This window comes from Streptomyces mashuensis, assembly GCF_014654785.1.
GTDB lineage: Bacteria > Actinomycetota > Actinomycetes > Streptomycetales > Streptomycetaceae > Streptomyces > Streptomyces mashuensis.
The window spans coordinates 24,460-36,774 of sequence record NZ_BNBD01000005.1; the positions used below are offsets into that span (position 1 = coordinate 24,460).

13 protein-coding genes are annotated in these 12,315 nt (G+C 73.4%); 5 read left to right on the forward strand and 8 right to left on the reverse strand.

The window, feature by feature from the left end; genetic code table 11:
* Positions 1-99: 99 nt before the first annotated feature.
* On the reverse strand, positions 100-1,227 hold the full coding sequence (gene pstS / locus IE305_RS14215; protein ID WP_190129926.1) for a phosphate ABC transporter substrate-binding protein PstS: 1,128 nt from the start codon (positions 1,225-1,227) through the stop codon (positions 100-102).
* Between the two features lie 434 nt (positions 1,228-1,661).
* Between pstS and IE305_RS14220 the strand changes: the two genes are divergently transcribed.
* Both IE305_RS14220 and IE305_RS14225 read left to right on the forward strand, forming a co-directional pair.
* Positions 1,662-2,849, forward strand: a complete 1,188-nt coding sequence (locus tag IE305_RS14220; protein ID WP_229890962.1) for a C40 family peptidase — start codon at positions 1,662-1,664, stop codon at positions 2,847-2,849.
* A gap of 354 nt (positions 2,850-3,203) precedes the next feature.
* Positions 3,204-4,466, forward strand: coding sequence for a PP2C family protein-serine/threonine phosphatase (locus tag IE305_RS14225; protein WP_190130308.1), 1,263 nt, complete (start codon positions 3,204-3,206; stop codon positions 4,464-4,466).
* 32 nt (positions 4,467-4,498) lie between these two features.
* Here IE305_RS14225 and IE305_RS14230 read toward each other — a convergent pair whose 3' ends face one another.
* The 3 genes from IE305_RS14230 to IE305_RS14240 all read right to left on the reverse strand — a co-directional run bounded on the left by IE305_RS14230 (position 4,499) and on the right by IE305_RS14240 (position 5,999).
* Complete coding sequence (locus tag IE305_RS14230; RefSeq protein WP_190129927.1) at positions 4,499-4,840, reverse strand: DUF2516 family protein; 342 nt, start codon at positions 4,838-4,840, stop codon at positions 4,499-4,501.
* A 109-nt stretch (positions 4,841-4,949) separates the two neighbouring features.
* The gene (locus IE305_RS14235) at positions 4,950-5,564 is read right to left on the reverse strand and encodes a hypothetical protein (protein ID WP_190129928.1); all 615 of its coding nucleotides are present in this window, start codon (positions 5,562-5,564) and stop codon (positions 4,950-4,952) included.
* 45 nt (positions 5,565-5,609) lie between these two features.
* The gene (locus tag IE305_RS14240; protein ID WP_190129929.1) at positions 5,610-5,999 is read right to left on the reverse strand and encodes a helix-turn-helix domain-containing protein; all 390 of its coding nucleotides are present in this window, start codon (positions 5,997-5,999) and stop codon (positions 5,610-5,612) included.
* A gap of 150 nt (positions 6,000-6,149) precedes the next feature.
* Between IE305_RS14240 and IE305_RS14245 the strand changes: the two genes are divergently transcribed.
* Entirely contained in the window at positions 6,150-6,521 is a 372-nt protein-coding gene (locus tag IE305_RS14245; protein WP_190129930.1) for a VOC family protein, read from the forward strand.
* A 37-nt stretch (positions 6,522-6,558) separates the two neighbouring features.
* Here the strand turns inward: IE305_RS14245 and IE305_RS14250 are convergent, their stop codons facing one another.
* Together IE305_RS14250 and IE305_RS14255 are read right to left on the reverse strand one after the other, a co-directional pair.
* Positions 6,559-7,359 carry a methyltransferase domain-containing protein gene (locus tag IE305_RS14250; RefSeq protein WP_190129931.1) on the reverse strand — a complete coding sequence of 267 codons (801 nt, stop codon included), beginning with the start codon at positions 7,357-7,359 and terminating at the stop codon, positions 6,559-6,561.
* Between the two features lie 77 nt (positions 7,360-7,436).
* The gene (locus IE305_RS14255) at positions 7,437-8,066 is read right to left on the reverse strand and encodes a TetR/AcrR family transcriptional regulator (RefSeq protein WP_190129932.1); all 630 of its coding nucleotides are present in this window, start codon (positions 8,064-8,066) and stop codon (positions 7,437-7,439) included.
* 193 nt (positions 8,067-8,259) lie between these two features.
* Here IE305_RS14255 and IE305_RS14260 point away from each other — a divergent pair, with 193 nt between their 5' ends.
* Both IE305_RS14260 and IE305_RS14265 read left to right on the forward strand, forming a co-directional pair.
* A complete protein-coding gene (locus IE305_RS14260) occupies positions 8,260-9,162 on the forward strand; it encodes an alpha/beta fold hydrolase (RefSeq protein ID WP_190130309.1) in 903 nt (300 codons plus the stop codon).
* A gap of 147 nt (positions 9,163-9,309) precedes the next feature.
* On the forward strand, positions 9,310-10,449 hold the full coding sequence (locus IE305_RS14265) for a serine hydrolase domain-containing protein (RefSeq protein WP_190129933.1): 1,140 nt from the start codon (positions 9,310-9,312) through the stop codon (positions 10,447-10,449).
* 47 nt (positions 10,450-10,496) lie between these two features.
* On the opposite strand, the gene IE305_RS14270 is transcribed toward IE305_RS14265, so the two are convergent.
* Both IE305_RS14270 and IE305_RS14275 read right to left on the reverse strand, forming a co-directional pair.
* Complete coding sequence (locus IE305_RS14270; RefSeq protein WP_190129934.1) at positions 10,497-11,159, reverse strand: SDR family NAD(P)-dependent oxidoreductase; 663 nt, start codon at positions 11,157-11,159, stop codon at positions 10,497-10,499.
* A gap of 94 nt (positions 11,160-11,253) precedes the next feature.
* Positions 11,254-12,207: an NADP-dependent oxidoreductase gene (locus tag IE305_RS14275; RefSeq protein WP_190129935.1), complete on the reverse strand. Its 954-nt coding sequence runs from the start codon at positions 12,205-12,207 to the stop codon at positions 11,254-11,256.
* Positions 12,208-12,315: the final 108 nt, after the last annotated feature.

Sequence of the window (12,315 nt, forward strand, 5' to 3'; positions counted from 1 at the left end):
GACGGGGAGGCCGGGGCCCGTGGGGGCGCCCCCTGGCGCGGCGGTGCACCGGAAAGGTGTACGGGGGGCGGGGCCGTTGGGGCGGCCCCGCCCGCGGGGTCAGGACAGGGAGGAGATGGTCTCGCGGACCTTGGTGGCGATCTCGTTGGGGAGCGGGGCGTAGCCCAGGTCCTTCAGGACTGCCTGGCCGTCCTGGCCGGCGATGTAGGTGAGGAAGGACTTCACGGCCGGCAGGCTCTCGGCCTTGTTGCCCTTGTCGCCCACGATCTCGTACGTGACCAGGGTGATCGGGTAGGCGCCCTCGGCCTTGGTGGTGTAGTTCAGCTTCAGCGCGAGGTCGGAGCCGGTGCCGGCGACCTTCGCCTCGGCGATGGCCTTGGAGGCGTTCTCGGAGGTGGCCTCGACGGGGGCGGAGGCGCCGGTGTTGAGGCGGACGGTGTCGATGCTGTTGGCCTTGGCGTAGGACAGCTCGAAGTACGAGATGGCGCCCTCGGTCTGGTGGACCTGCGAGGAGACGCCGGCCGAACCGTCGGCCGACTGGCCGCCCTTGGCCTTCCACGCCTTGGCGGGCTCGTACGGCCAGGACTTGTCGGCGGCGGCCTTGAGGTACTTGGTGAAGTTGTCCGTGGTGCCCGACTCGTCCGAGCGGTGGAACGGCTGGACCTTCAGGTCGGGGAGCTTGGCGTCCGGGTTGAGCTTCTTGATCGCGTCGTCGTTCCACTTCTCGATCTTCGAGTCGAAGATCTTGGCGAGCGTGTCGGCGTCGAGGACCAGGTTCTTCACGCCCGGGACGTTGTAGCCGACCGCGATCGGGCCGCCGACCATGGGCAGGTTGATGCCCTGACCGCCCTTGAGGACGTCCTTGGACTTGGTGACCTCCTCGGGCTTCAGCGGCGAGTCGGAGCCGGCGAAGGCGGTCTTGCCCTGCAGGAACTCCTGGATGCCGGCGCCCGAGCCGGTCGGCTTGTAGTTGATCTGGATGTCCTTGCAGGCGGCCATGAAGTTCTTGACCCACAGGTCCATGGCGTTCTTCTGCGCGGTGGACCCGGAGGCCAGCAGCTGGCCCTTCCCCTCGCACTTGATGCTGCCGGCGGCCTTGGTGGCGTCACCGCCCGACTGGCCGCCGCCGTTGTTGTCGGAGCCGCACGCCGTGAGGGCCAGGGCGCTGGAGACGGCGAGGGCGCCGAGAGCGACGGTGCGAAGCCGGTTCTTGCGCTGGAGCTTCACTGTTGGGGAGTTCCTTCCGGGAGCCGCCGCGGTGGGCGGCGTGCGAGAGGTGGGCGGGTGCGGCCGGTCACTCCGACCCGCACCCTCTACTCGGGGAAATTAGGCAGATCAGGTGAAGCAGCCGCCGGAGCCGAGTGAACGAGGGGTGAACCTCGGCCATCGGTGTGGTGGCCCCGTCCGGAGCCGGCGGTGCCGGTCCCGGGCGGGGCCTGCTGGTGGCCGCCGGTGGCCGGGCGCGGGGCCCGTCGGCGGCCGGGCGCGGGGCCGTCGGTGGCCGGGTGCGGGGCCCGCCGCGGGCTCCGGCCTGCCCGCCGGTGGCGCGGACTCTACGCCGGTGTGACGCGGGTCTCTTTTGGATCCGGGCGGGGCGTGGCAGCATCCGGATCTCGTATGACGGTACGTCAGGCGTGGGGCGGAAGTCGCGGAGGTGGCCGGTGGGGTCTGCGGTGGGGTCGGCGGACAGGGAGGGCGACGGCCGGGGCGGCGGCTGGCGCGGGGTTACGGGCGGCGCGCCGGGCGAGGTGCCGCCCGGAGCGTATGGGGCGTACGGGTCGTACGGGCGGCGCGGGCGGGCCGCCGGGGTCGTGGCCGTGGTGTGCGCGGCGGGCTTGGTGGGCGCCCTCTGGGCGCCGGGCGCCGCCTGGGCGGACCCCGCGCCGCCGGCACCGGGGGGCGGCTCCGGCGCGCAGAGCCTGGAACAGGTCCGCAAGGAGATCGACAGCCTCTACCGCAAGGCCGAGGCGGCCACCGACTCGTACAACGCCGCCAACGAGGAGCAGCGGCTTCAGGAGAAGAACGTCTCCGACCTCGGCCGGCGGCTGGGCGAGGCGCAGCAGCGCATGGACCGGCTGCGCCGGGACACCGGGGCCCTGGCCCGCGCCCAGTACCGCAGCGGCGGTCTCACGCCGCGCACACAGCTCGTCCTGAGCTCCTCGCCGGACACCTTCCTCGACGGGGTGCGGCTGGCCCGTAAGGGCGAGCAGGCCACGCACACCCTGCTGACGCAGGTGGAGACCACCCGCGCCGACCTGGAGAAGTACACCAAGGAGGCGAAGCAGCGCTGGAAGGCGCTGGACGCGGAGCGGAAGAGGAAGGAGGAGGCGAAGAAGGAGGTCGAGGCCAGGCTGGCGGCCGCGAAGAAGGTCGAGGAGGGCCTGGCGGAGCGGGAGCGGGCGCGGCTGAAGGAGCTGGAGGACGAGCGGGCCCGGTCGTCGCAGGCGGCGTGGCTGTCCACGGACGCCGGCAAGGGCGCGCTGGGGGCGGGCGCGGCGACGGGTGCGGCGCGGCGCGTGGTGGAGTACGCCGTCGCGCAGCTCGGCAAGAACTACGTGTGGGGCGCCCAGGGGCCCGACACGTTCGACTGCTCCGGGCTGACGCTCCAGGCGTGGGCGGCGGGGGGCCGGGCCATTCCGCGGACGTCGCAGGAGCAGTGGCGGCAGCTGCCGAAGGTGGACGTGAAGGACATGCGCCCCGGTGACCTGGTGATCTACTTCAGCGACGCCAGTCATGTGGGGCTGTACGTGGGAAACGGGACGATCGTGCACGCGCCGCGGCCGGGCCGGCAGGTCACGTACGCGGGGGCGGGCACGATGCCGATCCTGGGGGTCGTGCGGCCGGGGTGATACCGCGGCGGGGCCGGGGCGCGGGGTGCCGGCGGGTGGAGTGAAGGGCGTCACGAGGCGCGTATCACGGCGTACGCCGGCGCGTACGCGGGGCGCATCGGGGCCCGTACCGTCCGTACGGTCGTACGCCTGTACGACGTGAGGAATGTCATCGCGCACGCGCCCATTCGGGTCGGTTTTCACGTCAATTCCCTTGGTGGCGAGGGCATATGACAGAGGCGAGTGGCTTCGTACCATTCCGTTGGGCAGGGCTCTGGCGCTAGGGTCACGTTCGGTACTCGTCGACGGCGAAGTGCCTCCCTTCGGGGGGTGGGGGCGCCCTCAGCATCAGCTGGGGAAGGAAGGAATCGAATGATGCCCGTACCCGCTCCGAGGCAGGCCGATCAGCCGGCCGCGCTGCCCGACGGCGGGCTCACCCTGCTCGTGATCGAGGACGACCCCGGCGGCTCGCTCTCCGGTCCCGACATGGCGGGCATGGCCGGCGGCGCCGGCCGGCCCGTGCGCGTCCGCACCGCCCGCAACCTCACCGAGGCCGAACGGCTGCTCACCGACGACGTGCAGTGCATCCTCCTCGACCTCGGCCTGCCGCCCCTCGACTGCACGCCCGGCGCGCAGGCCGGCAGCGCACAGGCCGGTACCGCGCCCGACGAACTGGAGACCCTGCGGCAGGTGCTGCGGCTCGCCCCGCACCAGGCCGTGCTGGCCCTGACCGCCGAGGCCGACGCCGAACGCGCCGCCGAAGCGGTGCGCGTCGGCGCCCAGGACTACCTCTTCCGCGACGAACTCGACGGCAAGGTGCTCAGCCGCGCCATCCGCTACGCCGTCGAACGCAAGCGCGCCGACCGCGCCCAGCACCAGCTCACCGAGACCCGCCTGCGCGCCCAGGAGAACGCCCGCCTGGAACGCGGCCTGCTGCCGAACCCCCTGCTGGACGGCTCCCCGCTGCGGTTCGCCGCCCACTACCGGCCCGGCCGCAGCCGCGCCCTGCTCGGCGGCGACTTCTACGACACCGTGCGCACCCCCGACGGCACCGTCCACGCGATGATCGGCGACGTCTGCGGCCACGGCCCGGACGAGGCCGCCCTCGGCGTCGAACTGCGCATCGCCTGGCGGGCGCTGATCCTCGCCGGGGTGTGCGGCGACGAGCTGCTCGACACGCTCCAGCAGGTGCTGGAGCACGAACGGGCGGACGAGGAGATCTTCGCGACGCTCTGCACGGTCGACATCGCCCCGGACGGGCGGTCGGCGGACCTCTGCCTGGCCGGCCACCCGGCCCCGCTGCTGCTGCGCCCCGGCCAGGCACCGGCGCTGCTGCCGCAGGACGCGGCCGGCCCCGCGCTGGGCCTGCCCGGAGCCGGCCGGTGGAAGCACCGGCCGGTCGAACTCGGCGACGCGTGGGGCCTGATGATGTACACCGACGGCCTGATCGAGGGCCGCATCGGCGCGGGCACGCGGCGGCTGGGCGAGGAGGGCATGATCGAGCTCGTCCGGCGCCGGCTGAAGGACGGCCTGCGCGGCGAGGAGCTCCTGGAGGCCGCCGTGACGGAGGTCCGCGCGCTCAACGGCGGCGAACTGACGGACGACGTGGCCGTGGTGCTGCTGGAGCACGGCGGCTGACAGCCCCCGGGCCCGCCGGTACGCGGTCGTGCTCAGCGACCGCCGTTGTACGGCCCGTACGGTCCGTCGGAGCTGGAGCCCCGGCGGCGGGGGCCGCCGCGCCCGCTCACCTGCCGCAGGGCCGGCCGGACGTCGACCACGTAGACGATCGTGGCGATCAGGCCGATGATCGGCAGGAAGTCCAGGATGCCGAAGAAGAACTGCACCGCGACGGCGATGCCCAGGATGATCAGCCAGAAGCCCTTGTTCTGCTTGTCCGCCGCACGGTAGGCGTCCTGGCGCCGTACCGCCGCGTCGACGAGGGCGAAGAACGAGAAGACGAGCAGACCGAGGGAGACCCAGGAAAGGAGCTCGCCGAAGCCTTCCACCAGCATGCCGTCCACCTCGCGTCGATGAGTGCCGTCCCTGCCACCGTACCCGGGCGGCGCCCGGGACGTACCGGAGAAACGGTCCGGGCACGGGAAGCGTGCCCGGACCGTCGTGTCACTCGCCGGTCTTCTTGGCGGCGGGCGCCTTGCGGGCGGCGGTGGTGCGGCGGGCGGCGGGCTTGTCGTCCGCCTTGTCGTCGGCCTTGTCCTCCGCCTTGTCCCCGGCCTTGGTGTCCGCCTTCGCGGCCTCGGCCTTGTCGCCCTGGCCGCTCTGCTCGCTCTTCGCGTCGCTGCCGGTGTCGCTGCCGGGCTCGACGGCGACGGCGATCTCGCTGATCTCCTCGGCGGCCTCGCCGCGCCAGGTCTTCACGGCCGTACGGCCGCGCTCGGCGAGCTGCTCGAACTTCTCGCCGCCCTTGGCGGCGAGGCCGACGGCCTGGCCGACGCCCTGCAGGGCGAGGTCCTGGGCGTTCTGGCCGAGCTTCTTCAGGTCGGTGTCGAGGGAGGCCAGGAACTCGGTGACCTTGGCGCCGACCCGCTCCTGCACCTCCTTGGCCTGCTGGGTCACGCGCTCGCCGACCGCCTTGGGGTCGGTGCTGCGCAGCTGCTCGATGCGGCCGGGCGCCTCGGCGACGAGCTGCCCGACCTTCTCGGCCGCGAGGTCGACGGCGCCGGCCGCGGCGTAACCGGTGTCGGTGGCTGCCTTGCGGATGTCTTGGGTGAGGGCCATTGCGATGGTCTCCCGGATCGGCTCGAGGATGTGCTCTGTCGTCGCTCAGGTGGTGTCGCGCGGCGCGCCACGGTCGCCTTCGCCGGCGGCCGGGCGGTTCTCCTTGCGGAAGGACTCGTAGATCTGGAGCAGCACCTGCTTCTGCCGCTCGTCGATCGAGGGGTCGGCGAGGATCGCGCTGCGCACCCCGGCCTCCTCCCGGTCCCTCTCGTCGAGGATCCCGGCCTGCACGTACAGCGTCTCGGCCGATATCCGCAGCGCCTTGGCCAGCTGCTGCAGGATCTCGGCACTGGGCCGGCGCAGCCCGCGCTCGATCTGGCTGAGGTACGGGTTGGACACTCCCGCCGCATCGGCGAGCTGGCGCAGCGTCAGCTGCGCGGTGCGCCGCTGCTCGCGCAGGAACTCGCCGAGGTTGCCGACGTTGAGTGATGCCATGGGTGCGATGCTGCCGCAGCTTGCTAACTTTTGCAAGCAGGCGCTTGCAAAAGTAGCCATTCGGTGGGGCGCGAGGACTGCGGCCGGTGGCCGCGCCGGGCTCGTTCAACCAGTGGCTGCACGGGACTGATGCCCCGTAGGGTGCCCGCCATGGCTTCTCGAATCTCCGAACTGGTCATTCCCAGCCAGGATCCGCAGCGGCTGGCGGCGTTCTGGTGCGAGGTGCTGGACTTCGTCGTGCTCAGCACCGAAGAGGGCACGGTGGAGATCGGGCCGCGGGAAGGATTCGGCGGGTTGCAGCCGACGCTGTTCTTCCTCCCCGCCGCCGAGCCCAAGACGGGGCAGCTGCGGATGCACTTCGACGTCAACGCCACCGACCGCGATCAGGACGCCGAGCTCGAACGCCTCCTGAAGCTCGGGGCACGCCCGGCCGACGTCGGCCAGCGCGGCGACGAGTCCTGGCACGTCCTGGCCGACCCCGAAGGCAACGAGTTCTGCCTCCTGAGCGGCCGCCTGAGCTGAGCGGCCGCCTCAGCTGAGCTGCACTCTGTCGCCGTTTTCAGCGGGACGGGGCGCGGCCCCAGGCGGAGACCAGGGGGGCGGTGCCGACGTCGAGGCGGCCGGCGGTGACGTTGGCCAGATGGCGGTCGATCTCCTCGTCCGTGGCGAGTCCCGCGGCCACCAGGTGGTGGCGGACCTGGCGTACGGTCGTGGCCTCGAGGGCGGCGCACGCCGGTGAGGTGATCGGGAAGTACGCGTCCGCCTCGACGGATTCGAGGCCGGCCTCGCGCAGTACCCGGGGCAGGGTCCGCCCGTACGCGAGGTCCGCGCCGCGGTCGGCCATCAGGGTGCGGAAGCCGGACCGCAGACGGTTGGCGAGGCGCTGCTCGGGGCCCGACTCGTCGGGGTACATCAGGGGGAGCAGCGCCGGGTCGGCGTCCTCCAGCAGCAGCCATCCCCCGGGCCGCAGCGCCTGGACCATGCGGCGCAGCGCCTCGGCGCGTTCGGTGACGTGGACGAGGACCAGCCGTGCGTGGACGAGGTCGAAGCCGCCGGGCGGCGGCGGGTCGGCCGCCACGTCGTGGCGCAGGACCTCGATCGTGCCGCCGCTGATGTGGCGGGTCCAGGACACGTCGATGTCGGTGGCGACCACCGTGCCCGTGGACCCGACCCGTTCGGCGAGCCCGAGGGGCACGGACGGGCCGCCGGCGCCGACCTCCCAGCACCGCATGCCGGTGGTGATCCCGAGCCGGTCGACGTGCCGGAACGTCACAGGGTCGAACAACTCGGCCAGGGGGCCGAAGCGTTCGCCCGCTTCCGGCTGCTGGTTGTCCAGGAGGTAGCCGTCGTGGTCAGCCATGGGGTGATTGTGGCAGACGGGGTTTCGGGGGTCGCCGCTGGCTGATCGGCGGTCGGCGATCGGCGGGGGCGTAGGGGTCAGCCTGCCGCCGGCTGTGCGCCGGGGGCGGGCTGGAAGATCCGGTCCAGGTGGTGGGTCAGGACGGTGATGGCCGACTCCGGGGTGCGCTGGCCGACGAGGACGCTGGTGCCCAGGCCCGCGGACAGGGCGAGCAGGCCGACGGCCTCCAGGCGGGCGTCGAGGTCCGGCCGGGCGAGGCCCGACTCCTGTGCTTGGCGCAGCAGTTCGGTGAGGGCGCTCTCGGCGGCGTCCGGGTCCTTGATGAAGGGCTGCGCGGCGAGCGCCGGGTCCGTGACGGACAGGACGGCGTACGACGTGTAGACGAGGTGGAAGGTGCGGCTCTCCTCGTCGGTCGGCAGCGCCGCCGTCAGCATGGCCTCGACCCTCTCGCGGGGGCCCGGCGCAGGCCCCGCCGCCCCGATCCGGGCGGTGACCCGCTCCCCGAACCGGGCGGCCAGGTGCCGCAGGCCGTGGAGCAGCAGCTTTTCCTTCGTCTCGAAGTAGTACTGCACCAGCCGCAGTGACACGCCGGCCTCCGCGGCCACGTCGCGCATGCCCACGGCGTGCAGCCCGCGCCGCCCGGCGACGCGGAGGAGCGCCTCCGCGATCTGGTCCCGCCGTTCCGCGTGGTCGACGCGCTTCGGCATCGGGTGTTCCTCCTCCGGTCCGGCCCGTGTTCGGGTCCCTCAATCTTGATGGTACAGCCGTATCACGTACGTGGTACGTTCGTATCACGAAAGCTGATCGCTGCGCTTCGCAGCTGATTGCAGCCGTTCCCCCGTGGAGGTGGTGGCCGTGCCCGAGACCATGACCCGCAACCGGCCCGACGTGCGGCCCGACATGCGGCCCGACGTCGGCCGCTTCGTGAGCGACGCCTGGCGCGACCGCTACTACGAGGCGTGCGACGCGGTGTACGCGCTGGGCGCGTCGCCCGTCGCGGAGACGGACGTGGAGACCTCGTTCGGCACCACGCACGTCTACCGCTACGAGCCCGCCGACCCGGCCGCCCGCGACCGCACCCCCGTCGTGCTCGTGCACGGAGCGGGCTCCTGCTCCGCGATGTGGTACCCCAACACCCCCGCCCTCAGCGCCGATCGCCCCGTCTACGCGCTCGACACCCCCGGCGACCCCGGGCGCAGCACCCAGCGGGAGGCCATCCACCAGCCCGAACGCGCCGCGCAGTGGCTCGACGAGGCGCTCGCCGGCCTCGGACTCGACCGCGTGCATCTCGTCGGCACCTCCTACGGCGGCTGGCTCGTCCTGAACCAGGCGCACCGCAGGCCCGGCCGCCTCGCCTCCGTCACGCTGCTCGACCCGGGCGGCCTGGAGAAGGTGGGCCTCCGTTTCTTCGCGTGGATCTTCGTCAGCCTCTTCGCGACGTTCGCGCCCAAGGCGCTGCGCCCGCGGCTGGCGGCCTGGCTGGAGCAGCCCGTCCTCGTCGTGCCGGAGCTGCGCCGCATGGTCCACGCGGGCGTGCGCGCCTACCGCATCCGCCGGCCCGCGCCGCTGCCGCTGTCCGACGAGGAACTGTCCACCATCCGTACGCCGCTCTACCTCGTGCTCGGCAGGCGCAGCCTCCTCGTGCACCCGCAGCGGCAGGCCGAGCGGGTGCCCCGGCTGGTGCCGGGAGCGCGGGTCGAGATCCTCTCCCGGACCGGCCACGGCCCGCAGATCGACCACGCGGAGGAGGTCAACGGCCGGATGCTGGGGTTCATGGACGCCGTGGACGCCGTGGACGGCTGAGGGGGCGGCTGGCGGGGCGGCGGCGGATGGGGGGATTGTCGGGGTATGAAGTGGGGGGTTTCCCGGATGTGCGTGGTGCGGGCCGGTTCCTAGAGTCGTACGAGTCAGGTCAACTGTCCCGTATGTGCGACGTGCCGGGAGCTGATCATGCGCCATCTGCTTGCTGTGCTCGCCGTGGTGACGGCTCTGACCGTCACCGCGGCCGCCGGTCCCGGCTCGCGCCCCGAGCCCAGGGCCGGGCGCGCGTTACAGGCCGCGCTCGACCGCGTGGTGGCCGACGGTGCCGTCGGCGCCACCGCGACCGTCCGTGAGGGGCGGCGGACCATGAGATTGCGCGCCGGCGCGGCCACGCTCGACGGCGGGCAACCCGGTTCGGCGCGCGCGCCTGCCCCCGTGCCCTTACGCGGCCGGTTCCGTATCGGCAGCGTCACCAAGACCTTCGTGGCCACCGTGCTGCTGCAACTGGCCGCCGAGGGCAGGCTCGGCCTGGACGATCCCGTGCGCCGCCACCTGCCGGGACTGCTGCCGCCCGACAAGGACGCCGTCACCGTCCGCATGCTGCTGCACCACTCCAGCGGCCTCCCCAGCTACGTCTCCGCCATCCCGGCCGAGGGCGCCGCCTTCCTGCGCAACCGCTACCGGCACTACGACGCGCGGGACCTGGTCGCCCGCGTCGCCGACGCCCCGCTGCTCTTCCCGCCCGGCAGCAGGTGGTCGTACTCGGACACCAACTACATCGTCGCCGGCCTGCTCGTCACCGCCGTCACGGGACGGACGTGGAACGCCGAGGTGACCGACCGCATCGTCCGCCCCCTCGGCCTCCGCGCCACCAGCGCGCCCGAGGACGACCCCCGCCTTCCCGGCCCGCACGCCCACGGCTACTTCCGCGCCTCCCCGGACGCCGCCCCCGTCGACATCAGCGAGCTGAACCCCAGCCTGGCCGGCGCGGCCGGCGCGATGATCTCCAGCGCCGACGACCTCGACCGCTTCCTCACCGCGCTCGTCGGCGGCCGGCTGCTGCCCCCGGCACAGACGGCCGAGCTGCTGCGCAGCGACGCGGCCGCGCAGGGCTACGGACTCGGCATCCACCGCTTCCGCACCAGCTGCGGCATCGACGCCCTGGGCCACAACGGCGAAATACACGGCTACTTCACCCTGGCCGTGACCACCCCCGACCGTACGCGCCGGGTCGTCGCCTCCGTCACCACGAGAGCGTTCCCGCTGGCCGCCGGGCAGCCCCTGGCCGCGTCGCTGGGCAGCATGCTGGAGGCGGCACTATGCGGCTGAGCAGGGTGAACAGGCTGAGCCGGGTGAGCTGGGCGCTGCTGCGGAGGTCAGTGCCGTACGTCGTCCGTGTCCGCCGCGTACGCGAGCTCCCGCTGCGCTTCGAGTTCCGCCAGGCGGGCGGTGAGGGCCGCGAGCTCGGCCTCGTAGGCGTCGCTGCCGAGGGTGAGCCGGCGCGGCGCCGGGTCGAGGGCGGCGCAGTCGATGATGGCGCGGGCCGTCTTGGCCGGGTCGGCGACGGGCCGCAGCGTGCCGCCGGCGAGGGTCGTACGGACGAGCGTGGTGCCGATGCCGTACGGCGCCGCCTCGTCGGCCAGCGCGTCGAAGAAGCCCTCCAGCTCCCACGCCCCGGCGATCTGGACGATGTGCCCGCCGCCCTGCACGCGCAGGTGGTGCAGGGCGGCGCGGGCGACCCGCACCGGCCCGAGCAGGTCGGTGACGACCAGCCGGGCGATCTGCTCGTCGGTGAGGTCGCCGGTGGTGACGGGCAGGGCGTGCCCGGCGTCGCAGACCACGATGTCGGCCCGGCCGAGGGCGGCGAACGCCTCGTCGACGGCGCGGCGCACGGCAGGGCCCGCGGTGACGTCCAGTTCGGCGGTGTGCAGCCGGTCGCCGCGCGCGAGCAGCATCTCGGTGAGGTGGCGGCCCAGACCGGCCGAGCTGCCGCTGGAGGTGCTGGTGACGATCCACGAGAGGGGGACGGGCGTCGGCATGCAGCCAGAGTGGCCGGTCCGCGGCCCGTGCGGCACCCGCTGCGGGCCGCCGGAGTGACGGACCCGCCGCTCGTGGGGGCTGTGCGGGGACGGGTCAGTCGGCGACCGTCAGCACGATCTTCCCGGTGGTGCGGTCCGTCTCGCCCAGTGCGTGGGCCTCCGCGGCCTTCTCCAGGGGCAGGGTCGTGTCCACGCGTACGCGCAGCCGGCCGTCCTCGACGAGCTTGGCGATCTCCAGCAGGGCAGCGCGGTCCGGCTCCACCATGACGAAGCCGGCCTGCTTGCCCTCCGCGCGGGCCGCTTCCGCCGCCGCGGGGAACGCGTCGTCCGGCGGCACGATTGACACGAGCCGGCCGCCCGGGCGCAGGACGCTCAGCGAGCGCGCGGTCTGCGGACCGCCGATCGTCTCCAGGACGACGTCGGCACCGGTGTCGCGCAGCACCTCGGCGAAGTCCTGCTGCGTGTAGTCGATCGTCTCGTCGGCGCCCAGCTCGCGGAGGAAGGCGTGCTTGGCCTCGCGGGCGGTGCCGATGACGTGGGCGCCGCGGGCCTTGGCGATCTGCACCGCGAGGTGGCCGACGCCGCCCGCGGCGGCGTGGACCAGGACGCGCTCGCCGGGCTGCACGTCCGCCGTGTCGACGAGGGCCTGCCAGGCGGTGAGCGCGGCGAGGGGGAGCGCGGCGGCCTGGACGTGGTCGAGGCCCGCGGGGCGGTGCGCGAAGTGGCGGGAGGGCGCGGTGACGTAGTCGGCGTAGGCGCCGGCGAAGTGGGGGAAGCGCGGCATGCCGTAGACCGCGTCGCCCGGCCGGAAGAGGGTGACGCCGGCGCCGACGGCCTCGACGACGCCGGAGACGTCGTAGCCGGGGATGAACGGCGCCTCGGCGCCGTCCACGCCGAAGCCGCGGGCGCGGGTCTTCCAGTCGACGGGGTTCACGCCGGCGGCGTGGACGCGGACCAGGATCTCGGTCGGCCCGGGCTCGGGGCGGTCGGTCTCGACGACCCGGAGCACGTCGGGGCCGCCGGGGCCCTCGGCGACGATCGCGCGCATGGTGGTTCTCCTTGCTGTGCAGGTGGGACCTGTGGGGTGGGCTCCAGCCTGCCGGGGCCCCGTGCCCGTCGGCAGTGGCCCGATGGCCACCATCTGAAAGAATCGGGC